Here is a 24,931-nt window from a genome sequence, read left to right on the forward strand (position 1 = left end):
CATCAAGACTGCAACGATTTCGGGAGGAGACATCAGACATGGCCGAGCCCGCGCGCGCGAGACCAAAACCGACACCTGAGACCCAGCATTTCTGGGACGGCACCAAGGCCGGCGAGCTGCGCCTGCAGCGCTGTGACGCCTGCGCCAATGTCTACTTCCCGCCGCGGCCGTTCTGCCCCTCCTGCGCCTCGCGCAAGGTCTCGGTCTTCAAGGCCAGCGGCAAAGGCAAGCTCTACAGTTATGTCATCAATCATCGTCCCGCCGCGCCCGGCTTCACACCGCCTTATGCGATCGCCATCGTCGAGCTCGACGAAGGCCCGCGCATGATGAGCAACATCATCGATTGTCCGCAGACGCCGGAAGCGCTTGAGCTCGACATGCCGCTCGAGGTCGCCTTCGAGGCACTCGACGACAAGATCACCCTTCCTTTGTTCCGCCCGGCAAAGGGGTAATGTGATGCGCAGGAACCAGGTTGCCGTCGTCGGTGCGGCCGAAACCACCGAGCTCGGGGTCATCCCGAACATGTCGCAGATCCAGCTGCACGCGGATGCGGCGCTGAATGCGATCGCGGATGCCGGCCTCAAGCTGTCCGACATCGACGGCTTCGCCACCGCGGTCGAGACTCCGCAGCAGATGGCGCACTATCTCGGCATCACCCCGACCTGGGTCGACGGCACCTCGGTCGGCGGCTGCTCCTTCATGCTGCATGTCCGCCACGCCGCCGCCGCGATCGAGGCCGGCCTCTGCAAGACCGTGCTGATCACGCATGCCGAGAGCGGCAAGTCGATGATCGGCAAGCAGCCGCGCTTCACCGCGCCCGACAGCCTCAACGGCCAGTTCGAGTCGCCGTTCGGCGTCTACGGCCCGCCGAGCATGTTCCCGATTCCAGTGCTGCGTTTCATGAAGACGCACGGCATCACGCATGAGCAGCTTTCGATGGTCGCCGTCGTGCAGCGCGAATGGGCGGCGAAGAACCCGCGCGCGACCATGAAGGACCCGATCACGGTCGCCGACGTGCTGAACTCGCGGATGATCGCCTACCCGTTCCGGCTGCTGCAATGCTGCCTCGTCACGGACGGCGGCGGCGCGCTGATCCTGACCTCGGCCGACCGCGCCAAGGACTTCCCGCAAAAGCCGGTCTACATCCTCGGCACCGGCGAGAGCGTGGAGACGCCGATGGTCAGCCAGATGAAGACGTTTGACTCATCGCGCGCCTTCAAGGTGGCAGGTCCCTTGGCGTTCAAAGAGGCCGGCATCGCCCACAAGGACGTCGATCATCTGATGATCTACGACGCCTTCGCGCATTTGCCGCTCTATGGCCTCGGCGACCTCGGCTTCATGCCGCATGAGGAAACCGGCAAGTTCATCGCCGACGGCAACACCCGCCCCGGCGGCAAGCTGCCGCTCAACACCAATGGCGGCGGGCTGAGCTACATGCACTCCGGGATGTACGGCATGTACGCGTTGCAGGAGAGCGTGCGGCAGATGCGCGGCATCGCGCCGGCGCAGGTGCCGAATGCGAAGATCTCGGTCTGCCACGGCGTCGGCGGCATGTTCGCCGCAAGTGGCACGATCATCTTTACGAACGAACGATAGCAATGGCCGGCGCGAGCGCAGCGCCCGATCTGTCATTGCCGGGCTTGACCCGGCAATCCATCCCCTTCTGAAGAAGGATGGATGCGCGGGTCAAGCCCGCGCATGACGAGTGGGGCTCCGCATCGGCCCGCGGATAGAAAGCAACAAGGAGAACCCACATGGCAAAATCACTGCAGGACAAGGTCATCATCGTCACCGGCGCGGGCCGCGGCATCGGCCGCGAGATTGCGCTGCTCTGCGCGGCGGAAGGCGCCAAGGTCGTGGTCAACGATCCCGGCGGCGCGGCGGACGGTGGCGGCTCGAGCGCCGCGCCCGCCGAGGAAGTGGTCGAGGAGATCAAGAAGCGCGGCGGCACGGCCGTCGCCAATTTCGAGTCGGTGGCGGAAGCCATTCCGGCCAGCAAGATCGTGAAGACCGCGACCGATCACTTCGGCCGGCTCGACGGCGTCGTCAACAATGCCGGCATCCTGCGTGACATGATCTTCCACAAGATGAGCGTGGAAGCCTTCGAGGCCGTCATCAAGGTGCATCTGATGGGCTCGTTTTACGTCAGCCACGCCGCGGCGCGCATCTACCGCGAGCAGGAATCAGGCTCGTTCGTGCACTTCACCTCGACCTCCGGCCTGATCGGCAATTACGGCCAGGCCAACTACGCCGCCGCCAAGCTCGGCATCGTCGGCCTCTCGAAATCGATCGCGCTCGACATGGGCCGCTTCAACGTGCGCTCGAACTGCGTGTCGCCATTCGCCTGGACCCGCATGATCGGCACCATCCCGACCGAGACCGACGCCGAGAAGGCGCGCGTCGAGAAGATCAAGCAGATGGGCCCGGAGAAGATCGCGCCGGTCTGCGCCTATCTGCTCTCGGACGCCGCCAAGGACGTCACCGGGCAGATCTTCGGCGTGCGCATGAACGAGATCTTCCTGTTCGGCCAGCATCGTCCGGTGCGCTCGGTTCATCGCGGCGAAGGCTGGACGCCGGAGACCATTGCCGAACACGGCATGCCGGCGCTGAAGGGATCGTTCGCCAAGCTCGACCGCTCGGCCGACGTCTTCACCTGGGACCCGATCTGACAGATTTATGAAAAAGTCGCCTCGGCGAACGCCGTGCGCAATCGCGCACGAGGCCGGGGCGACACACTCTTTGGTTGTTTCTTCATAGCGCGCCCGCATTGTGCCCGAATTGCGGGCGCATGATCGTCCTCCCGATAACAAAAAGCCTGGGAGGACTTTCGTGACAAATCCAAACAACACAGAGCAACACGAGAGCGACGGCGCGAAGGCGTTCGACCGTCGAACCATCTTGCGCGGCGCAACCGCGCTTGCTGCAACTGCGATGGCTGCATCCGATGCTGCAGCGCGCGACTTCGGCCGCAATGCAGAGCCGCAGCGCTATCCCGACCCCGACATCGTCGTGATCGACGACAAGCGCTTCAAGGCCAAGGTCGGCAACACCGCGATCAAGCGACTGTACACCGGCTGCCTGTGGGCGGAAGGCCCGGCCTGGAACGCGCAGGGCCAGTATCTGGTGTGGAGCGATATCCCGGCCAACCGGCAGTTGCGCTATCTCGACGATGACGGTCACATCTCCGAGCAGTTCCACAAGCCGTCGAACGAGGCCAATGGCTCGACCTTCGATTTCGAGGGCCGCCAGATCACGGCCGAGCGCACCCGGCTGGTGCGTTACGAGCACGACGGAACCGTCACATCGCTGGCGGAGCAGGCCAATGGCAAGCAGCTCAACGGACCGAACGACATGGTCGTGCATCCCAACGACAAGTCGATCTGGTTCACCGATCCCGGCTACGGCGCAGTCTCGATCTACGAGGGCCAGCGCGCCAACACCGGCTCGGTTCAGCCCTACCAGAAGGAAGCCGTCTACCGCATCGACGCGGCGACCGGGCAGATCACCAAGGTCGCCGACGAACCGTTCAAACCGAACGGCATCGCCTTCAGCCACGACTACAAGAAGGTCTATGTCTGCGACACCGGCATCACGCATTATCCGAACGCGAAGAACATCGTCTGGCAGTACGACCTCAACGGCGACAAGCTCTCCAACCCGCGCACGCTGATCGACATGACGCTGGACGGCAAGTCAGGCTTCCCCGACGGCATGCGTGTCGACATCGACGGCAACATCTGGGTCGGCGCCGGCTGGGTTGGACCGGGCTATGACGGCGTGCAGGTGTTCGCGCCCGACGGTGCGCGCATCGGCCAGATCCTGCTGCCGGAAACCTGCGCCAACCTCACCTTCGGCGGCAAGAAGCGCAACCGCCTGTTCATGACCGCGAGCCAGTCGCTCTACGCGGTCTATGTCGAGACCAGAGGCGCGCATAATTGTTGACGCAAACGCGCTGTCGTCCCTGCGAAAGCAGGGACCCATAACCACCAGTGCCGATTGTTTGAAAAGCTGGGGCTCCAGCTTCTCGTCACATGACCGGTCGTGATTATGGGTCCCTGCGTTCGCCGGGACGACGCTGTGGCTAGCCGCTATTCCGCAACCCAGCCGAGATCCCGTTGATCGTGATCTGAATCCCGCGCAGCACCTGTTCGTCCGGGTTCTGCGCGCCGCGATGCTCCTTTAACAGTTCGACCTGCACGTGGTTGAGCGGATCGAGATAGGGGAAGCGGTTGCGGATGCCGCGCTCCAGCAGCGGGTTGCCCTGCAGCAGCCGGTCGTGGCCCATGATGTCGAGCAGCGTCTCGATCGAAAGATGCCACTCGCGGCGGATCTGGCCGAAGATCTTCTCGCGCAGCGCAACGTCGGGCACGAGCTCCGCATAGCGCGAGGCGATCGCGATCGAACTCTTCGCCAGCACCATGTCCATGTTGGAGAGCAGCGTGCGGAAGAACGGCCATTCCCTGTAGAGCTCCTGCAGGAACGGCATGCCCTGCTCGCGATGTTCGGCAATCCAGGTCTCGACGGCGCTGCCGAAGCCATACCAGCCCGGCAGCATCAGCCGGCATTGCGCCCAGGAGAACACCCACGGAATCGCGCGCAGGTCCTCGATCTCGCGGGTCTTCTTGCGCGAGGCCGGACGGCTGCCGATGTTCAACGTCGCGATCTCGTTGATGACCGTCGAGCCCCAGAAATAGTCGGCAAAGCCTTCGGTCTCATAGACGAGACCCCGATAGGCCTTGAACGCGAGCGCGGAGATTTCCTCCATCGCCTTGAGATATTCGGGGCGCGGCGCGCTCTGTCGCGGCTGCAGCAGGCTGGTTTCCAATGTCGCGGCAGCGAGGATCTCCAGATTGCTGCGGCCGACCTCGGCATTGGAATATTTCGAGGAGATGATCTCGCCCTGCTCGGTGATGCGGATCTGGCCGTTCACCGCGCCGCCGGGCTGCGCGATGATCGCATCATAGCTCGGGCCGCCGCCGCGGCCGACCGAGCCGCCGCGGCCGTGGAACAGGCGCAGCCGCACGCCGTGGCGCTCGAACACCTCGACGAGGCCGATCTCCGCCTTGTAGAGCTCCCAGCCCGAGGTAACGAAGCCGCCATCCTTGTTGCTGTCGGAATAGCCGAGCATCACCTCCTGCACGCTGCCGAGGCTGTCGACCAGCTTGCGATAGTCGTGCAGCACCAGCATGCGGTCCATGATGCCGCTCGAGGCCTGCAGATCCTCGATGGTCTCGAACAGCGGCACGATGTTGATGGCGCTGCGGCCGGACGGGTTGACCAGCCCGACCTCCTTCAGAAGCACCGCGACCTCGAGCATGTCGGACATGCCCTTGCACATCGAGATGATGCACTGGGAGATCACCTCCGGACCGAACTTGGCGTGGGCTTCGGCCGCGGCCCGGAACACGGCGAGCTCGCCCTGGGTCTCCTCGGAATATTTGACGAAGGGCGAGGCCAACGGCCGCGCGTTGCGCAATTCGCCGAGCAGCAGGCTGACGCGTGCGTCCTCGCCGAGCGCCAGATAGGACATGCCGGGATTTGCGGTGTCGAGCAACTCGGCGACGGTGCGCTCATGCACCGCCGAGTTCTGGCGGATGTCGAGCCGCGCCAAATGGAAGCCGAAGCAGTCCACCGCCCGCCGCAACTGCCGCAGCCGTCCGCGCGCGATCACGCCGGAATTGTTCGCGATCAGCGAGCGATTGAGCACGTCGAGATCGGCCTGGAATTCATTCACGCTTGCATAGGGCTCGGCCTTGCCGACTGGCGGCCGCGTGGTCTCGACCTCAAGCCGCATGGCGGTGGCCGCGAGCCGCGCGTAGATGCCCGATACGGCCAGACGATACGGCTCGCCGCTCCGATGCGGCGAGGTGTCCGGCGAACGCTCGGCGAGGATGCGCAATTCGTCCGAGACGTCGGCGAGATGTGCCGCCAGCGACAGCTCAGCGCCGAGCGTATGCAGCTGTTCGAGATAGAAGCTGAGCGCCCGGCTCGACTGCAGCCGCAGCGTGCCGCGCATCACCTCTGCGGTGACGAACGGATTGCCGTCGCGGTCGCCGCCGATCCAGCTCCCCATCCGAAGGAACGAGGCGAGTTCGCCCGCCTCTCCGCCCTCCTTGTTCAGGCGGTCCTCCAGCGCGCAGTGCACGCGCGGGACTTCCTGCAGGAAGGTGTAGTCGTAGAACGACAGGCCGTTGGCGACCTCGTCGAGCACGGTGAGCTTGGTCCGGCGCAGCAGGTTGGTCTGCCACAGCGTCACGACCGCGCGGCGCAGCTGCTCGTCACTGGCCTCGCTCTCCTCCGGCGTCATCTGCAGCCGCTCGCGGCGATCGAGCAGCCCAGCGATCTCCATCTCGCGGTCCATCGTGCTCTTGCGGCGAACCTCGGTCGGATGCGCGGTCAGTACGGGACTGACCAGCGCACTTTTGAAGAAGCTGCGCAGGTCGGCCGGACTGATGCCGGCCTGGCGGGCATGGACCAGCGTCTGCTCCAGCGTGCTCGGCCGCGGCGCCCCGCCGGGGCCGCGGCTGCGCATCTGGCGGATGTTGTTCTGGTCCTCGGCGATGTTGGCGAGGTGGGAGAAATAGCTGAAGGCGCGGACGATCCGCAGCGTCTCGGCGATCGACATGCCGTCGAGGATGCCTTCCAGCTCCCGCCGCGCCAGCTTGTCCTCGTCGCGATGGAACCGGACCGAGGTCTGGCGGATGCGCTCGACCAGGTCGAACACGCCGGCCCCCTCCTGGTCGCGCACGGTATCGCCCAGCACGCGCCCCAGCAGCCGGATGTCGTTCCGGAGCCGTGCGTCCTCCTCCTGTGCCGCCTTCTCTGCGGCACTCCTGGCACCGACGTCGGTCTCGGAAGGCATAGTCTGGGGTGACATGGCGGGCTACTCCAGAGGCTGCCGGGGTTCCTCCGGAGTGTGCGCTTTTTTTGCCGCAGCGCAAGATGAACTTGGAAGCGGTGCACCACCGCCGTCGTCCCGGCCAAGGCCGGGACGACGGCGGGTTTGCGGCCTAAATCCTCCGTCCCGCCCGCTCCCAATAGGGATCACGCAGCCGGCGCTTGAAGATTTTTCCGGAGTCCTCGCGCGGCAGGTTGGACTGGATCTCGATATGCTTGGGCACCTTGTAGTCGGCCAGCGCGGTCTTGAGCTGGGCGCGGACGGAGGCGATGTCGAGCGTCACGCCCGGCTGCGGCTCGACCACCGCCATCAGCGCCTCGCCGAACTCGGCGTCGGGAATGCCGAACACCGCGCAATCATGCACGCCGGGCACCGCATGCAGCACGGCCTCGATCTCGGCCGGGTAGATGTTGACGCCGCCGGAGATCACCATGTCGCGCTTGCGGTCGCAGATGAAGACGTAGCCGTCCGCGTCGATATAGCCGACGTCGCCCGAGGTGATGAATCCCTGCCGGTCGATCTCGGCGCGCTTCTCGGACTTGTTGTGATAGGTAAAGTCGGGATTGCCCGCGATCCGCGAATAGATCTCGCCGATCTGGCCCTGCGGCACCTCCTTGCCGTCGTCGCCGATGAAACGAAGCTCGGCGCCGGGTGAGATCTTTCCGACCGTGCCGGGCTTCTTCAGCGCGTCCTCGGAATTGGCGAAGGTCACCGCACCTGACTCGGTCGATCCGTAGAATTCGTAGATCACCGGCCCCCACCATTCGATCATGGCGCGCTTGACGTCGGGCGGACAGGGCGCGGCGGCGTGGATGATGTGGCGCAGCGACGACATGTCGTACTTCCGGCGCACCTCCTCCGGCAGCTTCATCAGGCGGATGAACATGGTCGGCACCATGAAGATGGTGTCGATCTTCTCGCGCTCGATCAGCTGCAGAAATTCCTCCGCATCGAAACGCGGCATCAGCACCAGCGCGCCGCCGAGCTTGCCCGAACGCAGCCCAAAGGAATTCGGCGCCGAATGATAGAGCGGTCCGGGCAGGATCGCGCGTGCGCCCGGCTTCAGGCCATAGATCATCCCGCGCATCGCCTCCGCATTGGCGGTCTGTTCCGGCGTCGGCGCGAAGCGGCGCACGCCCTTCGGATGGCCTGTCGTGCCCGAGGTGTAGATCATGTTCTGCGGCTGCGGCACCACAGGGCCGTCATAGCGCGGGAACTGCGCCAGCCAGGATTCGAAATCGATCGCGAAATCCGGTGTCGCGAGATGATCGGGATTTATCTTGTAGTTGGCGAGGATTTCCGGCGGCGTCGGCACGCTGAGCACGGTGACATCGGACGGGATCGCGCCGCGCAACGGATGCAGCATGTCGGCATGGCCGATCAGGACACGCGTGCCGGAATCCGTCAGCACGTAGTTGATCTCCTCCGGCTTGAAGTGCCAGTTGATCGGCACGCCGTAGGCGCCGAGCCGCATCGCCGCGTAGGCGGCCTCGATGAAGGCGATGTCGTTGCGCATCAGCATGCAGACGCTGTCGCCCGGCTTGACGCCGAGCTTGTTCAGGCCGCTGGCGATGCGGTCGGTGCGCTCGGCGACCGCTGCGTGATCGCGCCGGCGACCGCCGCTGATAATGCCGAGGAAGGGCTTTGACGTTTCCATTGTCGTGGTCCGATCTTTCGTCGGGTTTAGGTGTCATTCCGGGGCGCGCGAAGCGCGAACCCGGAATCTCGAGATTCCAGGACTGGTCCTTCGGACCCTCCCGGAATGACGCGGCGGTCGCTACCCAACATCCGCAAACCTTGGTGCGCGCTTCTCCAGATTGGCACGCACGGATTCGGTCTGGTTCGGGCTGCCGAGCAACTTCTGCTGCTCGACGGATTCCGCAAGCAGCGCGGCTGCCGGATCGACCGACAGATTGTTCAGCATCCGCTTCGCGGCACGGATCGCATCCGGGCTCTTGCCGGCGATCTCGCGCGCGACCTCGAGTGCCGCGGCGCGCGGGTCGTCACACACGCGGGTGGCGAGGCCATAGCTCTGAGCCTCCTGCGCCGAGAAGATGCGGCCGGTATAGGTGAGCTCGCGCAGGATATCGTCGCGCACAAGGCTCGCGAGGATCGGCGTGCCCGCCATGTCGGGGACGAGGCCCCATTTGATCTCCATGATCGACATCCGCGCGTCTGGAGAGAGGAAGCGCATGTCGGCGCCGAGCGCGAGCTGGAAGCCGCCGCCGAACGCGACGCCGTGGACTGCGGCGATCACGGGTACCGGAAGCTGGCGCCAGCCCCAGACCGCCTGCTGGGCGAAATTGGCCTTGCCGTGGGTGCGGATGGTGAGATCGCGGTTCTCGCCGCCCGGCACCCCGTTACCGCCATCCTTCATGGCGGCGAACCGGCCCATGTCGAGGCCGGCGCAGAAGGCCCGGCCCTCGCCGGAGAGCACGACGACCCGGACGCCTTTTTCCTTGGAAAGCCGGTCGGTTGCGGCGACCAATGCCTCGAACATCGCGGCATCGAGCGCGTTCATCTTGTCCGCCCGCACCAGGCGGACATCGGCGATACCGTCTGAAATCGAAATCGAAACGCGATCTTCCATCATTCCCTCCGCTTTGTCCTTGAGTTGGCGCTTTACACAAAGGCCGTTGTCCGCTTTTAGTCAATCGACCAATTAACTGACAACCCCCGTGGAGGAAACGATGTTCTCTGATCAGCTTCTTGCCGGGCGGCGCATACTGGTAACCGGCGGTGGCACCGGCTTGGGCAAGGCCATGGCCTCACGGTTCCTGCAACTCGGGGCCGAGGTGCATATCTGCGGCCGCCGCAAGAGCGTCTGCGACGAAACCGCCACCGAATTGATGGCCGAGCATGGCGGACGCGTGGTCAGCCACGGCGTCGATATCCGCAATGCGATGGCCGTCGACGAGATGATCGAGGCGATCTGGACCACCAGCGGTCCCCTCACCGATCTCATCAACAACGCCGCCGGCAATTTCATCTCGCGCTCGGAAGAGCTCTCCGCGCGAGGGTTCGATGCAGTGGCCAACATCGTGATGCACGGCACCTTCTATGTGACGCATGCGGTGGGCCGGCGCTGGATCGCCGGCGGGCATCGCGGCAACGTGGTGTCGATCACCGTGACCTGGGTGCGAAACGGCTCGCCCTACGTGGTGCCGTCGGCGATGAGCAAGTCGGCAATCCACGCCATGACCATGTCGCTTGCGATCGAATGGGGCCGCCACGGCATCCGCCTCAACACCATCGCGCCGGGCGAGATCCCGACCGAGGGCATGAGCAAGCGCATCAAGCCCGGCGACGAGGCCGGCGCGCGGACCAAGGCCATGAACCCGATGGGCCGGGTCGGCACCATGGACGAGCTGCAGAACCTCGCGGTGTTCCTGATCTCGGGCGGCTGCGACTGGATCAACGGCGAGACCATCGCTATGGACGGCGCACAGGCGCTCGCGATGGGCGGCAATTTCTATCAGCTGCGCGACTGGAGCGACGACGACTGGACCAAGGCACGCGACTCGATCAAGGCCCAGAACGAGAAGGATCGCGCGGCGCGGGGCTGAGGCCCGCGCTAGCGCCTCAACCACCACTGGGTCCCGGCCTGCGCCGGGACGACGATGTGGAAACATTGGGGCGACGTCCTCCGTATTGTTTTTCCCGCGCGATGCCGCCACACTCCGCGCAACCAAAACAAGACGTCACGGGGGAAACATGTCCGACGCGCCGAAACTGAGCAACCTTGCCGACATGGTGCGCGATCGCGCCAAGGGCCGCGGCGATGCGCTGGCCTATGAGTTCGAGGGCCGGCAGACCAGCTTCGCCGAATTCGACATCAAGACCAACCGCGTCGCCAACGCGCTGATCGCGATGGGCATCAGGAAGGGCGAGCGCATCGCCTATCTCGGCAAGAACAGCGACTTCTATTTCGAATTGCTGATGGGTGCGATGAAGGCCGGCGTGGTGATGGCGCCGGTGAACTGGCGCCTCGCAGGCCCCGAGGTCGCCTTCATCGTCGACGACTGCAAGGCGCCGGTCCTGTTCGTCGGTCCCGAATTCGTCACGCAGGCGCGCAACATCAGGGACAAGCTGCCCAGCGTCCGCACCGTCATCACGACCGAGGGCGGCGCGCCGGAATGGCCCGACTATCTCGCCTGGCGCGACGCGCAGAGCGGCGATGATCCGCGCGTTGCGATCGAGCCCAAGGACATCGCGATCCAGCTCTACACCTCGGGCACGACCGGCAAGCCGAAGGGCGCGATGCTGTCGCACGCCAACTTCCTCAATCTGGTGCAGAGCGGCAACGAGGCCGAGAAGCCGGAATGGAACCGGTGGACCACCGACGACGTCTCGCTGGTCGCGATGCCGATCTTCCACATCGGCGGCTCCGGCTGGGGCGTCATGGGGCTCTATCACGGCGCCCGCGGCGTCATCGCCCGCGAGTTCGACCCGACCAAGGTGCTCGACTTCTTCGAGCAGTCCGGCATCACCAAGCTGTTCATGGTGCCGGCCGCGATGCAGTTCGTGGTGCGGCAGCCGCGCGCGCGGCAGGTCGACTTCTCGCGCCTGAAATACATGCTGTATGGCGCCTCGCCGATCCCGGCGGCGCTGCTGAAGGAATGCATCGAGGTCTTCAAATGCGGCTTCGTGCAGATGTACGGCATGACCGAGACCACCGGCACCATCGTCGCGCTGCCGCCGGAGGATCACATCGAGGGGCTCGACCGGATGCGCTCGGCCGGCAAGGCATTGCCCGGCATCGAGCTTGCGATCCTCGACGCCGACGGCAAGCCGCTGCCGCCGGGCGAGGTCGGCGAGATCGCCACCCGCTCCGGCTCCAACATGGCCGGCTACTGGAATCTGCCCGAGGCCACCGCGCGTACCATCGATAGCGACGGCTGGCTGCGCACTGGCGACGCCGGCTACATGGACAGTGACGGCTATCTCTACATCCACGACCGCATCAAGGACATGATCATCTCCGGCGGCGAGAACATCTATCCGGCCGAGGTCGAGAGCGCGCTGTGCGATCACCCGGACGTGGCGGAGGCCGCCGTCATCGGCATCCCCGACGACAAATGGGGCGAGGCGGTGAAGGCCGTGGTGGTGATGAAGCCGGGCAAGAGCGCGACGGCGACCGACATCATCAACTTCACCCGCGAGCGGATCGCCGGCTACAAGACGCCGAAATCGGTCGACTTCATCCCGGCGCTGCCGCGCAACCCGTCGGGCAAGATTTTGCGGCGGAGCCTGCGTGAACCGTACTGGGCGGGCAAGGACCGGCAGGTGAACTAACCTCCGTCGTCCCGGCGAAGGCCGGGACCCATTGCCACAAAAGGCAGTTGGCCGAGACGGATGCGGCCCCAGCGTGGTTCAACAACAAACGGCGGTGGTTGATGGTGTGGACGGCCCCCTACGGCATCAGTGTGCCAGAATGAGGTTGTTGCAAATCTCAGACAAAGGAGCCGTCCGTGGGAGAGATTATCCGCATTGGAATGGATACGTCGAAGCATATTTTTGTGCTGCATGGGGTTGATGCGGCGGAGCAGGTGGTGCTGCGCAAGAAGCTATCGCGCAAGCAAGTGCTGGAGTTCTTCGCCAAATTGCCGCCGACCGTGATCGGGATGGAGGCCTGCGGAGCTTCGCAGTATTGGGCGCGGGAGCTTGGCAAGCTCGGTCACGAGGTGAGGCTGATGGCCCCGCAATTGGTGAAGCCTTACGTGATGCGGAACAAGAATGACGGGCGCGATGCAGAAGGGCTATGTGAAGCGATGGACCGGCCGAACATGCGCTTTGTGCCGGTCAAGACGGCCGAGCAACAGGCCGCGCTGATGCTGGCGGGGCTGCGCGATGGATTGATCGCCCGGCGCACCCAGCTGAGCAACGCGATCCGCGGCTATGCGGCGGAGCTCGGCCTGATCGCGCCCAAGGGGCTCGACAAGATCGAGCCGCTGCTGGCGCGGATCGCGCAGGACGAGAGCTTGCCCACCATGGCGCGCGAGGTGTTTGCGGTGCAGGGACGCCAATACGCTGCTCTGCAAGCCGAGCTCAAGCAACTCGAGGTTAGGCTGATGGCCTGGCACCGCGCCGATGCGCTGAGCCGGCGTCTGGCGCAGATCCCATCCGTCGGCCCGATCACCGCAACACGGCTGGTGATGAAGACGCCCGATCCGCATGCGTTCCGCTCCGGCCGGCATTTTGCGGCCTGGCTCGGCCTCACACCGAAGGATCATTCCACCGGCGGCAAGACCAGGCTCGGCAAGATCACGCGGGCCGGTGACGAAGACCTGCGCCGCTTGTTCGTGGTTGGGGCGACTGCGGTCATCCAGCAGGTTCGGCGGGGCCGAGGCCATCCGTCGCGCTGGCTGCTGGCGCTGCTCAAGCGCAAGCCGCCGAAGCTGGCCGCCGTGGCGCTCGCCAACAAGGTTGCCCGCATCGCCTGGAAGCTGATGGCGACGGGCGAGAGTTACGATGCCGCGCGGCTCAATGCCATGGCGGCCGCCGCCTAACAGATTGGCCGGCCGGCGGGTTCGCCCACCAGCCGACCCGGAAGCTGCAAGAGCAGATGGAGCAATCGGTCGATCAACGATGCGAGACAGTCCGTGGGACCCATTGGCCGCCAACAGGTCGCGGGGTTGTTTGGAGCTCGCGTCGCGCAACCCATCTTGGCCAGCGACCATTGCGTGTCGCATCAACAGGCCGGACATATGGATGCAGCGATCCGATCTACTCAGAAAGCTCTTGTGCCACGGGGGCCGTCCACATATGGGTCCCGGCCTTCGCCGGGACGACGGTGGAGAGAGTCGTCAGGTCTTCTTCATCCTCTCCCGCAGGACGCGCCAGCGCTCCTGCGCCTCCTCCGGCCAGACTTCTCTCCGATCGTAATACTCGGTGAACACCTTGGCGCCCGGCGGGAACGTCACCCACGGCAGCTTCGACGACGTGAAGATGTGGACGTCGGGCGGACACTGACTCGGATCATCCATCGTGCCGACGCGAACGAAGCGAACCGCGGGTCCGGCGCCCGGATAGTTGCTCCACACCGCGACCTTGCAGCGCGGGCAGCGGGCGATCTTCTGCCCTTTGCCGCTCGCCGACGGCGTGTCGACGATCTCGGGCTCGGCCGCGACGTGCTCGACCCGCTCGGCCTCGTACATCGCGTTGAGCGCGTGCACGGTGCCAGTCTCGCGCTGGCACCAGGTGCAGTGGCAGGCATGCACGATCATCGGGCTGCCGTTGAGACGGTAGCGGACATTCCTGCAGGTGCATCCACCTTCCATGTCGTACCGCCTCTAGATCCTTGTTTGACGCGTTTTCTTCACGCGAACCGGTATCCACTTCGCTCGAAAACGCTCTGGTTCCTCAGTGCTTGCCGGCGCCCATGTAGCCGAACAGGAAGCCCGCCACCTTGCGCTTCTGGATCTCTTCGCTGCCTTCGGTGATGCGATAGCGGCGATGATGGCGGTAGATGTGCTCGAACGGCTTGTGGCGCGAATAGCCCATGCCGCCATGCACCTGCATGGCGCGGTCGGCGGCCTCGCAGCACAGCCGGTTTGCCCAGAAATTGCACATCGAGACCCGGTCCGACAGCGTGTGCTCGACCTGCGCCTGGGTTAGTTGGTCCATCTCCCAGGCGGTCTTGCGGATCAGCAGCCGCAGCATCTCGGCCTGGGTCGCAAGCTCGACCAGCGGCCACTGGATCGCCTGGTTCTCGGCCAGCGCCTTGCCGAACGGCTTGCGCTCGCGCGCATACTTCACGCTCTCGTTGATGCAATAGACGGCGGCGCCGAGCGAGCTTGCCGCCTGGCGGATGCGGTTCTCGTGCACGAAGCATTGCGCCAGCGACAGGCCGCGGCCGACCTCGCCGAACTGCGCATCCTCAGGCACGAACACGTCGGTGAAGCTGACGCGCGGATGATCGGTCGGCATGTTGAAGGTCCACATGTACTCCTCGACCTTCACGCCCGCCGATTGCGCCGGCACCAGGAAGCAGCTGATGCCGCGCGCGTCGCCGTCATTGCCCGAGGTGCGGGCAAACAGCGCGCAGTGGGTCGCGACATGCATGCCTGTCGTCCACATCTTCTCGCCGTTGATGATCCAGCCCTTGACGTTGTCACGCGTCGCCGGCACCGCCCTGGTTTCCATATGCGTGGCGTCGGAACCGTGCTCGGGCTCGGTCAGGCCGAACGTGATGCGATACTTGCCGGTGATGGAGCCATCGATCATCGCCTTCTGCTCGTCGGTTCCATAGCGGTCGAGCATGGTCACGATCGGCAGATTGCCGACGATCGAGTGTTCGTTCTGCAGATCGTTGTGCAGGCCGAGGCCCTTCGAGGCAAAATGCTCGCGGATCACAGCCATCCAGAGATTGGAGCCGTCCTTGCCGCCGTAGCGCTTCGGGATTGCGAAGCGCAGATGGCCGGCGCCGTCGGCCAGATTCTTGACCTTGCGCAGCAAGAGCTCCCATTCATGCCGCGGCAGGCCGCCCTTGTCGAAATCGGTGCGCGCCCATTCGCGGCGATGATCGAAGAAGCGGATGTTGTCGTCCGCCGCTTCCAGCGGCTTGATCTCGCGTTCGATGAAGCGATCGAGCTCGGCGAGATAGGTTGTCAGGTCAGCCGGTAGATTGAAATCCAAGGCGATCTCTCCCGAAGATATTGTTGTTTCTGGTTTTGCGTTTAGGCGCTATCGCGCAGGCGCGTTCGGATCGATTAAGGTGAGAAGCGCGTGGCCAAGTCAAGCGGGCCGATGAGGCTTGCGCGCGCGGTTGCGTTGCGTAATTGGATGGCGCGGAACGGGGCGCAGGCGGTAGGATATCAACCATATTCTTCGCCGCAGAAAATCGACGGGAGCAAACATGGATCTGAAATTCTCCAAGGTGACGCGCAAGGGTCCCATCACCATCGTGACGCTGTCGCGGCCCGAGGTTTACAACGCGCTGCATATCGACGCGCATTTCGAGCTCAACAAGGTGTTCGACGACTTCTCCGCCGATCCCGAGCAGTGGGTCGCGATCGTCACCGGCGCCGGCGACAAGGCGTTCTGCGCCGGCAACGACCTGAAATGGCAGGCCGCGGGCGGCAAGCGCGGCTGGGACAAGGGCGGCTTCGCCGGGCTGACCACCCGCTTCGACTGCGACAAGCCGATCATCGCCGCCGTCAACGGCGTCGCGATGGGCGGCGGCTTCGAGGTCGCGCTGGCCTGCGACCTGATCATTGCGTCCGAGAATGCGACCTTCGCTTTGCCCGAGCCGCGCGTCGGCCTCGCGGCGCTTGCCGGCGGCCTGCAGCGGCTGCCGCGCCAGATCGGGCTGAAGCGCGCGATGGGCATGATCCTGACCGCGCGCCATGTCAGCGCCAAGGAGGGACTCGAGCTCGGCTTCGTCAACGAGGTGGTGCCGCAGGGCGAGGCGCTGGCCGCCGCCGAACGCTGGGCAGAGACCATCGCCAAGAACTCGCCGATGTCGATCCGCGCCTCCAAGCAGGCGATCCAGAAGGGCCTCGAAGTCTCGCTCGAGCAGGCGCTGGCCGAGCAGCGCGACTATCCCGCAGTGAAGGCGATGGCCGCCTCGCAGGATTACATCGAGGGCCCGAAGGCATTTTCGGAGAAGCGCCCGCCGAAGTGGCTGGGGCGGTAACCGCTCTCTCCACTCGTCGTCCCGGCGAAGGCCGGGACGACGTCGGATGTATCGCGGCCTGTTGAGCGCCGCTCCACCCATCCTCATATGGGGAATTTTGAGTCAAGCCTGTTCGAGAGGTCCGGGTTAGGGTTTGACGGCAAGAGGGCGGCGCGCGGAGCCATGCGTAGCGCAGCGCGACGACCGGGCTCGGGGCGAGGATTGGCTTCCGAAGATTGCTGCAGCTCACTGCATCACCTCATATCCGGTCGGATTGTTTGATCCGTACCCACCTTCCGCATGCTTGCGGCGAGGAAGCCTGGCGAGGATGAGACCCATCTACGAAACGGCGTTTGAAGCCCTAGGATGGCACGGTCATCATCCATCCCGCACGGAGCGCGGCGAAGCCGCGGCGCGTGGTGGTGTGATTTGTTCTACGCCTTCATGGTTGCCTGCTCGGGAACGAGGCCGGTGGTGAGGTAGCGCCACAACGCCACGATCAGCTTGCGCGCCAGGGCGACGATGGCGACGCGTTTGGCGCGCTTGCCGGCGTTGGCGGTGCGGCTGCGGAACCAGCGGCTGAGCGCGCTGTCGCCCTGGTGGCGGAGCCACAGCCAGGCCAGTTCGATCGCCTTGTGGCGGGCGCGGCGATTGCCGGCCTTGCTGATGCCCTGCTCGCGATCAATGCCGCCGCTGCGCCAGGGACTGGGCGTCAATCCGCAATAGCTGGCGACCTCGCGCCGGTTGCGGAAGTCTTTGTAGAACAGCTCGTTCACCAGCGTTGCCGTGAAGGCCGGACCGAGCGCCTTGAGCCGCTGCAATTGATCCCGCCGCTCGACCATCGGCGTGGGAACGGCCGGAGAAGCTTCCGCAGCCTGGGTCTGCTCCAGGGCCGCGAGCTGTTCGCGCACCAGCATCAGGCGCGCCTGCTCGCGCTTGATCTCGGCCAGAAGATGCGGCGGCAGCGTCTCGCCCTGCCAGTCGCGTTGCCGTTTGAGCCAGGCAAGCCAGTCCCGTCGGCGCGGGTTGCCGACCGCCATGCCCAGAAGGCGCAGCAGCGCCTTGATCCGGTTGGTGTGAGCCGTCTGCTCGGTGACCAGCCGGTCGCGCTCGCGGCTGGCGCGCCGGGCGTCCTCCGCTTCCACGCGCGGCACGCGAACGATCCGCACCACCCGCGGCTCGCCCCGCAAATAGGCCATCAGGGTACGCAGCAGAAGCTCGCCGTCGATCCGATCCGTCTTCGCCCGCCGCGACCGCTGTTCCACCGCAATGCTCGCGGGGTCGAACACGAAGTTCAAAATCCCCGCCGCCTCCAGCAGCCGGTGCAGCCAGAAGCCGTCATAGCCGGCCTCATAGCAGCTCACCACACGGGGCGCCGATCCGAGCTTCCCCGCCACCTTGGCGCGGATCCGTTCGATCAACACCAGCAGTCCGGCGTGATCGCCCCCTTCCAGCTTGTGGCGCGACATCCGCTCCCGGTCCGGGCTATGCAGCGTCACCAGCCACGTCTTTTGACTCAGTTCGATCGCAACGAAAATTGTGTCACAATCGCCGGCGGTGGGCGTGACTTTAGTCGATGCTTGCATCTGACTTCTCCGATGGTTCGAGTGTCCAAACCCAAACCTATCGGATAGGCCACGCTCACCGCCCCATGGAATCTACGTTCCGAGTTCCCTCTTGTAGGACGCGTAGTTCGGCTGATCGACCGCGAGCTTGTCCATCGTGGTCCGCCAGAGATGCTCCGGCAGACCCGGCGTTTTCAAATCGACCTCGCCGCTTGCGATCCTCTCCGACAGCACGCGATTGAGCTCCATCAGCGACCCGTCGACGCCGAGCAGCGCCTTCAGCCGCGCGGCCTCGGTCGCATCATCAGCCTCGGCGAGCGCGAGCTGCCGCGTCACCAGATCGAGCGCGTTGATGCCGACGCGCAGCTTGAAGCTGTTGTGCCCTTTGATCGCGGGCGCGATCTCGGTGCGCAGGAAATCGGCGACGGCCTTGATCAGTTCGGTGGGTGTCGGTTCGTCCTGCATCTCACTTGCTCTCTCTTTGGCGCATGATCGATTCCGAAAACCGGCCCCGACTTTTCGGGATCATGCGCGCGGTGCCAGCAGCCTAAGCAGATCGATCTCGGTCTCCGACGCACGCCGTCCGATCATCGCGCGCTCCATCGAGTGATCGGGGCCGGAGCGGAAGCGCTGCATCATGCCGCAGCACATCACGCCCCAGCGCAGCGTGCCCATCACTTCCCAGAACATCACGCGATCGGGGTCGACCTTGCGGCCGGCCTCCTCATAGCCTGCGAACAGGTCCTCGCGGGAGCCGAAGCCGCCGACCGGCTTGTCGATCTCGCCGAAGCGCCACGAGTTGACGCAGATCCAGCCGAGATCCTCCATGGGATCGCCGGTGTGCGCGAGCTCCCAGTCGAGCACCGCGCGCACCCCGTCGGGGCCGATGATCAGATTGCCGTGGCGGAAGTCACCATGCACCAGAGTCACCTCCGACGACGGACCGGGATCGTGATCGCGCAGCCAGCGCAACGCCAGCTCAAACACCGGCCGCGGCCAGTTGAAGCTGTGATACTCGCGGGCGAGATCCTCGATCTCCCTGGTCGCCGTCAGGCTGCGCAGCTTCGGCAGTTTTGCCTGCGGCAAGCCATGAATGCCGGCGATGACGCGGCCGAGCTGGCGGGCCAGGATCGGCCGCGCCTTGGCAAATTCCTCGTCGCGCAAAATTTTGCGCGCGATGGTCTCGCCTTCGACCCGCGCCATGATGAAGCCGCGGCCGAGGCCGTCCTCGGGCCTCAGCACATGCATCACCTTCGGCGACGGCAGGCCCGCGTCATGCGCGAGCTGCATCAGCGTCGCCTCGGCATCGAGGCCGGCGGCGCGGCCGGGCGCGGCACCGTAGCCCGGCGGCGCGCGGCGCAGGATCGCGCCGATAGTGCCGTTCGGGTGCACGATGTCGAACGTCCAGGTCTCCTGGCTGGCACCGCCGGAGAGTTTTGCGGCGCCGGTGACGCCGGTCGCGCCAGGATGAAACGAGGCGACGCAGCGCGTGAGGTCGGTCTCGATCATTTGCCCTTGAACTTCGCCGGCCGCTTTTCGAGGAATGCGGTGACACCTTCCTTGAAATCCTCGGCACCACCCGCGATCCGCTGCGACTCGAATTCCTGGTTGAGCTGCTCCTCGAAGGAATTTTCCGGGCTATCCCAATAGAGCTTGCGGATCAGCGACAGTGCCACCGTCGGGCCGTTGGCGAGATCGTGCGCGAGCTTCATGGTCTCCTCCATCAGCGCGCCGTCGTCATAGACGCGGTTGACGAGGCCCCATTCCAGCGCCTTCTCGGCCGGCAGCCGCTCGCCGAGCAGCGACAGTTCGACCGAGCGCGCCTTGCCGATCAGCCGCGGCAGCAGCCAGGTCGAGCCGCAATCCGGCACCAGGCCGATGCGGCGGAACGCCTGCAAGAAATAGGACGAGCGCGCGCACAGGATGAGGTCGCCCATCAAGGCGAAGCTCATGCCGGCGCCGGCGGCCGGACCGTTCACCGCCGTCACGATCGGACAGTGCAGCTTACGCAATCGGCGCAGGAACGGATGGAACGCGGTCTCCAGCGCCGCGCCGGCATTGCTCTTGCCGGGCTTCTGCTGCTGGTTGCGCCCCTGCAGATTGGCGCCGGTGCAGAAGGCGCGGCCCGCGCCCGTGATCACCAGGCAGCGCACCTCGGCGCGCTTGTCGTCGATCGCATCGAGCGCCTCGGCAAGACCGCCCAGCATGTCGATCGAGACCGCGTTCATGACTTCCTGATGGTCGAGCTTGAGGATCGCGACCGATCCGTCGAAGTCGAGCGTGACGTGCTTGAACTGCATGGTTTCCTCTTTACGTTGCTTCGCCGGTTGGTACCGCGGTAGGTCGATGCTTCGACCCATATTTGATTTTTGAGCCGGGCTTGTCCATGGTCGGCGGCAAGCCCATCCGTGAACGCGTGATTAGCGCGCACCAAACCAAATGGAAACCCCAATGAGTGGCATCTTCGATCTCACCGGCCGCGTCGCTGTCATCACCGGCGGCAATGGCGGCATCGGCCTCGGTATCGCGCAGGCGTTGAACGCCGCCGGCTGCAACGTCGCGATCTGGGGCCGCAACGCGGAAAAAAACGCCAACGCCGCCGCCTCGATGAAGGCCGGGCCCGGCAAGGTCGCAACCCAATTCTGCGACGTCAGCGATCCCGGCTCGGTCAAGACCGCGATGAAGGCGACGCTCGACACCTTCGGCCGCGTCGACGGTTGCTTCGCCAATGCCGGCATCGGCGGCGGCGGACGCCGCTCCTTCATCGACCGCACCGAGGAGGAATGGCGCAAGATGTTCGCGACCAATCTCGACGGCGTCTTCCATGTATTCCAGGCTGCGGCACGCCACATGACCGAGCGCTCCGAGGCGGGCGACAAGTTCGGCCGGCTGGTCGCAACCTCGAGCCTCGCCTCGCTGTTCGGCACCGCGCGCAACGAGCACTATGCCGGCACCAAGGCCGCACTGAACGCGCTGTGCCGCGCACTCGGCGTCGAGCTTGCCCGCCACGGCGTCACCGCCAACGCGATCCTGCCCGGCTGGATCAAGAGCGACATGACCGCCGGCATCATGGCCAACGACAAGTTCGTCGCCAATGTAATGCCCCGCATCCCGGTGCGCCGCTTCGGCGAGCCGAGCGATTTCGGCGGCATCGCCGTCTACCTCATGAGCAAGGCCTCGTCCTATCATACGGCGGACTGCTTTGTGATCGACGGCGGGTACACGGCGTTCTAGCCTCGCGCTTGCCGCATCACCAGTGTCGTCCCTGCGAAAGCAGGGACCCATATGTGGACGGCCCCCGTGGCACAAGAGCTTTCTGAGTAGATCGGATCGCTGCATCCATATGTCCGGCCTGTTGATGCGACGCGCAAAGGTCGCTGGCCAAGATGGGTTGCGCGACGCGAGCTCCAAACAACCCCGCGACCTGTTGGCGGCCAATGGGTCCCACGGACTGTCTCGCATCGTTGATCGACCGATTGCTCCATCTGCTCTTGCAGCTTCCGGGTCGGCTGGTGGGCGAACCCGCCGGCCGGCCAATCTGTTAGGCGGCGGCCGCCATGGCATTGAGCCGCGCGGCATCGTAACTCTCGCCCGTCGCCATCAGCTTCCAGGCGATGCGGGCAACCTTGTTGGCGAGCGCCACGGCGGCCAGCTTCGGCGGCTTGCGCTTGAGCAGCGCCAGCAGCCAGCGCGACGGATGGCCTCGGCCCCGCCGAACCTGCTGGATGACCGCCGTCGCCCCAACCACGAACAAGCGGCGCAGGTCTTCGTCACCGGCCCGCGTGATCTTGCCGAGCCTGGTCTTGCCGCCGGTGGAATGATCCTTCGGTGTGAGGCCGAGCCAGGCCGCAAAATGCCGGCCGGAGCGGAACGCATGCGGATCGGGCGTCTTCATCACCAGCCGTGTTGCGGTGATCGGGCCGACGGATGGGATCTGCGCCAGACGCCGGCTCAGCGCATCGGCGCGGTGCCAGGCCATCAGCCTAACCTCGAGTTGCTTGAGTTCGGCTTGCAGAGCAGCGTATTGGCGTCCCTGCACCGCAAACACCTCGCGCGCCATGCTGGGCAAGCTCTCGTCCTGCGCGATCCGCGCCAGCAGCGGCTCGATCTTGTCGAGCCCCTTGGGCGCGATCAGGCCGAGCTCCGCCGCATAGCCGCGGATCGCGTTGCTCAGCTGGGTGCGCCGGGCGATCAATCCATCGCGCAGCCCCGCCAGCATCAGCGCGGCCTGTTGCTCGGCCGTCTTGACCGGCACAAAGCGCATGTTCGGCCGGTCCATCGCTTCACACAGCCCTTCTGCATCGCGCCCGTCATTCTTGTTCCGCATCACGTAAGGCTTCACCAATTGCGGGGCCATCAGCCTCACCGCGTGACCGAGCTTGCCAAGCTCCCGCGCCCAATACTGCGAAGCTCCGCAGGCCTCCATCCCGATCACGGTCGGCGGCAATTTGGCGAAGAACTCCAGCACTTGCTTGCGCGACAGCTTCTTGCGCAGCACCACCTGCTCCGCCGCATCAACCCCATGCAGCACAAAAATATGCTTCGACGTATCCATTCCAATGCGGATAATCTCTCCCACGGACGGCTCCTTTGTCTGAGATTTGCAACAACCTCATTCTGGCACACTGATGCCGTAGGGGGCCGTCCACACCATCAACCACAGGGGCGTGTTGTCGGAGTGAGCTGCGGCCCCAGCGTCGCGCAACAATAATCATTGGTGGTTATGGGTCCCGGGTCGCGCTGCGCTTGCCCGGGACGACAGCGAATTTGTTGCGCGGTCTGTGAGTCATACATCCGCATCCTCGCGGAGCAGGTGCGTCCGAGTCTTGCGTTGACTTGCTCCGAAGAGAGAGTGCGCGGCGCGACGCAGCGTCGCTTCCGTTGCGGCAAAACTGCTGCTAAGCGTTCGAGCGGCAAGCACGCAACAACGCGGCTTTCGTCAACAACAGGGAGGATATTTCAGATGTTTTCACACGTGATGGTTGGCACCAACGATCTGGACAAGGCCAAGGCGTTCTATGATGCGCTGCTCGGCACGCTCGATGTCCGGCCGGCCCGGGTCGACGGTCACCGCATCATGTACCTCACCAAGGCCGGCATTTTCATGGTTTCCAAGCCGATCAACGGCGAACCGGCGACGCATGCCAATGGCGGCACGATCGGCTTTGCCTGCTCTTCGCCGGAGCAGGTCCATGCCTGGCACGCGGCCGGCATCGCCAATGGCGGCAAGACCTGCGAGGACCCGCCGGGCGTGCGCGAGGGAGGCGGCATCAAGCTCTACCTCGCCTATTTGCGCGACCTCGACGGCAACAAGATTTGCGCAATGCATCGGATGACCTAGCCGGCGTCCGCCGGACTCTTTCACGCTGTACGCGGCGGCGTTCAAACAACGTTTGAAACGCCGTCGCGATATTCCGCGATGCGGTAAGGATGATCGGAAAATCGGTGCTCGCGCTTCGCGTCGCACGCGTTTATTGTCCGCCGCGAAACACGCCTTCGCGACGGGAGAAACGATATGAAGCATGCCTATGTGCCGCGCACTACGAACTACACGCTCAATCCGGGTGACGAGCTCAACGACCTCCGCATGTCGGACAAGGTCCGCCCGCTGTACGATCATGTGAAGCAGTTCATCCGCGACACCGTCGACCCGATGTCGGTCGAGTTCTACCGCGCCGGCGAGAAGAAGACAAACCGCTGGAGCTTCACGGACGAGCAGCTCGCGATCCTGCAGAAGGCCAAGGACAAGGCCAAGGAGGTCGGCCTCTGGAACTTCTTCCTGCCCGATGCCGAAACCGGCGACGGCCTCAACAACCTCGACTACGCCTATATCGCCGCCGAGCTCGGCAAGAGCCCGCTGGCCTCCGAGACCATGAACTGCTCGGCGCCCGACACCGGCAATATGGAAGTGCTGGAGCGCGTCGGCACCAAGGCGCAGAAGGAGAAGTGGCTGAAGCCGCTGCTCAACGGCGAGATCCGCTCGGCCTATGCGATGACCGAGCCGAACGTCGCCTCCTCCGACGCCAAGAACATCTCGACCACCGCAAAGCTGGTCGGCGACGAGTGGGTGATCAACGGCGAGAAGTACTACATCTCCGGCGCCGGCGATCCGCGCTGCAAGATCATGATCGTGATGGTGAAGACCAATCCCGACGCGGCGCCGAGCAAGCAGCAGTCGCAGATCCTGGTCCCGATCGACACCCCCGGCGTCGAGATCCTCGGCCCGATGCATGTGTTCGGCCATGACCATGCGCCGCGCGGCCACATGCATCTGCGCTTCAACAATGTGAAGGTGCCGAAGGAGAACATGCTGCTTGGCGAAGGCCGCGGCTTCGAGATCTCGCAGGTCCGCCTCGGACCGGGCCGCATCCATCACTGCATGCGCACCATCGGCAAGGCCGAGAAGGCGCTCGACATGATGGTGCAGCGTGGCCTCACCCGCGAAGCGTTCGGCAAGAAGATCGCTCATCTCGGCGGCAATATGCAGATCATCGCCCAGGCGCGCTGCGAGATCGAGGCGATGCGGCTGATGGTGTTGAAGGCCGCCAAGGCGATGGACGTGCTCGGCAACAAGGAAGCCCGCGTCTGGGTCTCGATGGTCAAGGCCATGGTCCCCGAGCGCGCCTGCAAGGTGATCGACCAGGCGATCCAGATGCACGGCGCCACCGGCATCTCGCAGTGGTCGCCGCTCGGCGAAATGTACCAGGACGTCCGCCACCTGCGCTTCGCCGACGGTCCGGACGAGGTGCACTGGATGGTGGTCGGCCGGCATGAACTGAGCATGACGTAGTCGTCCCCTCTCCCCGCTCTTCGGGGGAGACGAACAAGCAGAATCGTAGGGGCGGGTTAGCG

General features: G+C 64.9%; 21 protein-coding genes. 11 read left to right on the forward strand and 10 right to left on the reverse strand.

Annotated features, from left to right (window positions below; all coding sequences use genetic code 11):
• Positions 1-38 precede the first annotated feature (38 nt).
• The 4 genes from ACE10Z_RS30935 (at position 39) to ACE10Z_RS30950 (ending at position 3,942) form a co-directional block, all read left to right on the forward strand.
• Positions 39-452 (forward strand): Zn-ribbon domain-containing OB-fold protein, encoded by a 414-nt coding sequence (locus ACE10Z_RS30935; RefSeq protein WP_375784150.1) that lies wholly within the window; start codon positions 39-41, stop codon positions 450-452.
• Positions 453-456: 4 nt separating this feature from the next.
• A complete protein-coding gene (locus ACE10Z_RS30940; RefSeq protein WP_375784151.1) occupies positions 457-1,596 on the forward strand; it encodes a thiolase in 1,140 nt (379 codons plus the stop codon).
• A 158-nt stretch (positions 1,597-1,754) separates the two neighbouring features.
• On the forward strand, positions 1,755-2,669 hold the full coding sequence (locus ACE10Z_RS30945) for an SDR family oxidoreductase (RefSeq protein WP_028338734.1): 915 nt from the start codon (positions 1,755-1,757) through the stop codon (positions 2,667-2,669).
• Between the two features lie 160 nt (positions 2,670-2,829).
• Complete coding sequence (locus ACE10Z_RS30950) at positions 2,830-3,942, forward strand: SMP-30/gluconolactonase/LRE family protein (RefSeq protein ID WP_375784152.1); 1,113 nt, start codon at positions 2,830-2,832, stop codon at positions 3,940-3,942.
• Positions 3,943-4,081: 139 nt separating this feature from the next.
• Here the strand turns inward: ACE10Z_RS30950 and ppc are convergent, their stop codons facing one another.
• The 3 genes from ppc to ACE10Z_RS30965 all read right to left on the reverse strand — a co-directional run bounded on the left by ppc (position 4,082) and on the right by ACE10Z_RS30965 (position 9,488).
• Positions 4,082-6,877 (reverse strand): phosphoenolpyruvate carboxylase, encoded by a 2,796-nt coding sequence (gene ppc / locus ACE10Z_RS30955; RefSeq protein ID WP_375784153.1) that lies wholly within the window; start codon positions 6,875-6,877, stop codon positions 4,082-4,084.
• Between the two features lie 133 nt (positions 6,878-7,010).
• Positions 7,011-8,555, reverse strand: a complete 1,545-nt coding sequence (locus ACE10Z_RS30960) for an acyl-CoA synthetase (RefSeq protein WP_375784154.1) — start codon at positions 8,553-8,555, stop codon at positions 7,011-7,013.
• 120 nt (positions 8,556-8,675) lie between these two features.
• Positions 8,676-9,488, reverse strand: coding sequence for a crotonase/enoyl-CoA hydratase family protein (locus ACE10Z_RS30965; RefSeq protein WP_229164443.1), 813 nt, complete (start codon positions 9,486-9,488; stop codon positions 8,676-8,678).
• Between the two features lie 100 nt (positions 9,489-9,588).
• Here ACE10Z_RS30965 and ACE10Z_RS30970 point away from each other — a divergent pair, with 100 nt between their 5' ends.
• From ACE10Z_RS30970 to ACE10Z_RS30980, 3 genes are all read left to right on the forward strand, one after another.
• A complete protein-coding gene (locus ACE10Z_RS30970; protein ID WP_229164441.1) occupies positions 9,589-10,464 on the forward strand; it encodes an SDR family oxidoreductase in 876 nt (291 codons plus the stop codon).
• Between the two features lie 148 nt (positions 10,465-10,612).
• Positions 10,613-12,193, forward strand: a complete 1,581-nt coding sequence (locus ACE10Z_RS30975) for a fatty acid--CoA ligase (RefSeq protein ID WP_375784155.1) — start codon at positions 10,613-10,615, stop codon at positions 12,191-12,193.
• A 176-nt stretch (positions 12,194-12,369) separates the two neighbouring features.
• Entirely contained in the window at positions 12,370-13,407 is a 1,038-nt protein-coding gene (locus tag ACE10Z_RS30980; protein WP_375784156.1) for an IS110 family transposase, read from the forward strand.
• Positions 13,408-13,704: 297 nt separating this feature from the next.
• On the opposite strand, the gene ACE10Z_RS30985 is transcribed toward ACE10Z_RS30980, so the two are convergent.
• Both ACE10Z_RS30985 and ACE10Z_RS30990 read right to left on the reverse strand, forming a co-directional pair.
• Positions 13,705-14,178 carry a GFA family protein gene (locus tag ACE10Z_RS30985; RefSeq protein WP_375784157.1) on the reverse strand — a complete coding sequence of 158 codons (474 nt, stop codon included), beginning with the start codon at positions 14,176-14,178 and terminating at the stop codon, positions 13,705-13,707.
• 82 nt (positions 14,179-14,260) lie between these two features.
• The gene (locus ACE10Z_RS30990) at positions 14,261-15,535 is read right to left on the reverse strand and encodes an acyl-CoA dehydrogenase family protein (protein ID WP_375784158.1); all 1,275 of its coding nucleotides are present in this window, start codon (positions 15,533-15,535) and stop codon (positions 14,261-14,263) included.
• A gap of 220 nt (positions 15,536-15,755) precedes the next feature.
• Here ACE10Z_RS30990 and ACE10Z_RS30995 point away from each other — a divergent pair, with 220 nt between their 5' ends.
• Positions 15,756-16,535, forward strand: coding sequence for an enoyl-CoA hydratase-related protein (locus ACE10Z_RS30995; protein ID WP_173641679.1), 780 nt, complete (start codon positions 15,756-15,758; stop codon positions 16,533-16,535).
• 413 nt (positions 16,536-16,948) lie between these two features.
• Here ACE10Z_RS30995 and ACE10Z_RS31000 read toward each other — a convergent pair whose 3' ends face one another.
• The 4 genes from ACE10Z_RS31000 to ACE10Z_RS31015 form a co-directional block, all read right to left on the reverse strand.
• Entirely contained in the window at positions 16,949-18,100 is a 1,152-nt protein-coding gene (locus ACE10Z_RS31000; RefSeq protein ID WP_375784159.1) for an IS110 family transposase, read from the reverse strand.
• 72 nt (positions 18,101-18,172) lie between these two features.
• Positions 18,173-18,544, reverse strand: a complete 372-nt coding sequence (locus ACE10Z_RS31005) for a DUF6285 domain-containing protein (protein ID WP_375784160.1) — start codon at positions 18,542-18,544, stop codon at positions 18,173-18,175.
• A gap of 60 nt (positions 18,545-18,604) precedes the next feature.
• The gene (locus ACE10Z_RS31010) at positions 18,605-19,588 is read right to left on the reverse strand and encodes a phosphotransferase family protein (RefSeq protein WP_375784161.1); all 984 of its coding nucleotides are present in this window, start codon (positions 19,586-19,588) and stop codon (positions 18,605-18,607) included.
• Positions 19,585-20,379: an enoyl-CoA hydratase/isomerase gene (locus ACE10Z_RS31015; protein WP_375784162.1), complete on the reverse strand. Its 795-nt coding sequence runs from the start codon at positions 20,377-20,379 to the stop codon at positions 19,585-19,587. Before ACE10Z_RS31015 ends, ACE10Z_RS31010 begins: the two co-directional genes overlap by 4 nt.
• A gap of 151 nt (positions 20,380-20,530) precedes the next feature.
• On the opposite strand from ACE10Z_RS31015, the gene ACE10Z_RS31020 reads away from it, so the two are divergent.
• Positions 20,531-21,313, forward strand: coding sequence for an SDR family NAD(P)-dependent oxidoreductase (locus ACE10Z_RS31020; protein WP_050406764.1), 783 nt, complete (start codon positions 20,531-20,533; stop codon positions 21,311-21,313).
• A gap of 307 nt (positions 21,314-21,620) precedes the next feature.
• Here ACE10Z_RS31020 and ACE10Z_RS31025 read toward each other — a convergent pair whose 3' ends face one another.
• Positions 21,621-22,658 carry an IS110 family transposase gene (locus tag ACE10Z_RS31025; RefSeq protein ID WP_375784163.1) on the reverse strand — a complete coding sequence of 346 codons (1,038 nt, stop codon included), beginning with the start codon at positions 22,656-22,658 and terminating at the stop codon, positions 21,621-21,623.
• Between the two features lie 384 nt (positions 22,659-23,042).
• Between ACE10Z_RS31025 and ACE10Z_RS31030 the strand changes: the two genes are divergently transcribed.
• Positions 23,043-23,420, forward strand: coding sequence for a VOC family protein (locus ACE10Z_RS31030; protein ID WP_375784164.1), 378 nt, complete (start codon positions 23,043-23,045; stop codon positions 23,418-23,420).
• Between the two features lie 174 nt (positions 23,421-23,594).
• A complete protein-coding gene (locus ACE10Z_RS31035; protein WP_097670521.1) occupies positions 23,595-24,869 on the forward strand; it encodes an acyl-CoA dehydrogenase family protein in 1,275 nt (424 codons plus the stop codon).
• Positions 24,870-24,931 lie beyond the last annotated feature (62 nt).

The organism is Bradyrhizobium sp. Pha-3, assembly GCF_042258615.1.
Lineage (GTDB): Bacteria > Pseudomonadota > Alphaproteobacteria > Rhizobiales > Xanthobacteraceae > Bradyrhizobium.

Bases quoted from the DNA above. Each gene is read 5' to 3' on its own strand.
- ACE10Z_RS30935 (WP_375784150.1), top strand. From the start codon at position 39: ATGGCCGAGCCCGCGCGCGCGAGACCAAAACCGACACCTGAGACCCAG.
- ACE10Z_RS30940 (WP_375784151.1), top strand. From the start codon at position 457: ATGCGCAGGAACCAGGTTGCCGTCGTCGGTGCGGCCGAAACCACCGAG.
- ACE10Z_RS30945 (WP_028338734.1), top strand. From the start codon at position 1,755: ATGGCAAAATCACTGCAGGACAAGGTCATCATCGTCACCGGCGCGGGC.
- ppc (WP_375784153.1), bottom strand. From the start codon at position 6,877: ATGTCACCCCAGACTATGCCTTCCGAGACCGACGTCGGTGCCAGGAGT.
- ACE10Z_RS30960 (WP_375784154.1), bottom strand. From the start codon at position 8,555: ATGGAAACGTCAAAGCCCTTCCTCGGCATTATCAGCGGCGGTCGCCGG.
- ACE10Z_RS30965 (WP_229164443.1), bottom strand. From the start codon at position 9,488: ATGGAAGATCGCGTTTCGATTTCGATTTCAGACGGTATCGCCGATGTC.
- ACE10Z_RS30970 (WP_229164441.1), top strand. From the start codon at position 9,589: ATGTTCTCTGATCAGCTTCTTGCCGGGCGGCGCATACTGGTAACCGGC.
- ACE10Z_RS30975 (WP_375784155.1), top strand. From the start codon at position 10,613: ATGTCCGACGCGCCGAAACTGAGCAACCTTGCCGACATGGTGCGCGAT.
- ACE10Z_RS30985 (WP_375784157.1), bottom strand. From the start codon at position 14,178: ATGGAAGGTGGATGCACCTGCAGGAATGTCCGCTACCGTCTCAACGGC.
- ACE10Z_RS30995 (WP_173641679.1), top strand. From the start codon at position 15,756: ATGGATCTGAAATTCTCCAAGGTGACGCGCAAGGGTCCCATCACCATC.
- ACE10Z_RS31000 (WP_375784159.1), bottom strand. From the start codon at position 18,100: ATGCAAGCATCGACTAAAGTCACGCCCACCGCCGGCGATTGTGACACA.
- ACE10Z_RS31005 (WP_375784160.1), bottom strand. From the start codon at position 18,544: ATGCAGGACGAACCGACACCCACCGAACTGATCAAGGCCGTCGCCGAT.
- ACE10Z_RS31010 (WP_375784161.1), bottom strand. From the start codon at position 19,588: ATGATCGAGACCGACCTCACGCGCTGCGTCGCCTCGTTTCATCCTGGC.
- ACE10Z_RS31015 (WP_375784162.1), bottom strand. From the start codon at position 20,379: ATGCAGTTCAAGCACGTCACGCTCGACTTCGACGGATCGGTCGCGATC.
- ACE10Z_RS31020 (WP_050406764.1), top strand. From the start codon at position 20,531: ATGAGTGGCATCTTCGATCTCACCGGCCGCGTCGCTGTCATCACCGGC.
- ACE10Z_RS31030 (WP_375784164.1), top strand. From the start codon at position 23,043: ATGTTTTCACACGTGATGGTTGGCACCAACGATCTGGACAAGGCCAAG.
- ACE10Z_RS31035 (WP_097670521.1), top strand. From the start codon at position 23,595: ATGAAGCATGCCTATGTGCCGCGCACTACGAACTACACGCTCAATCCG.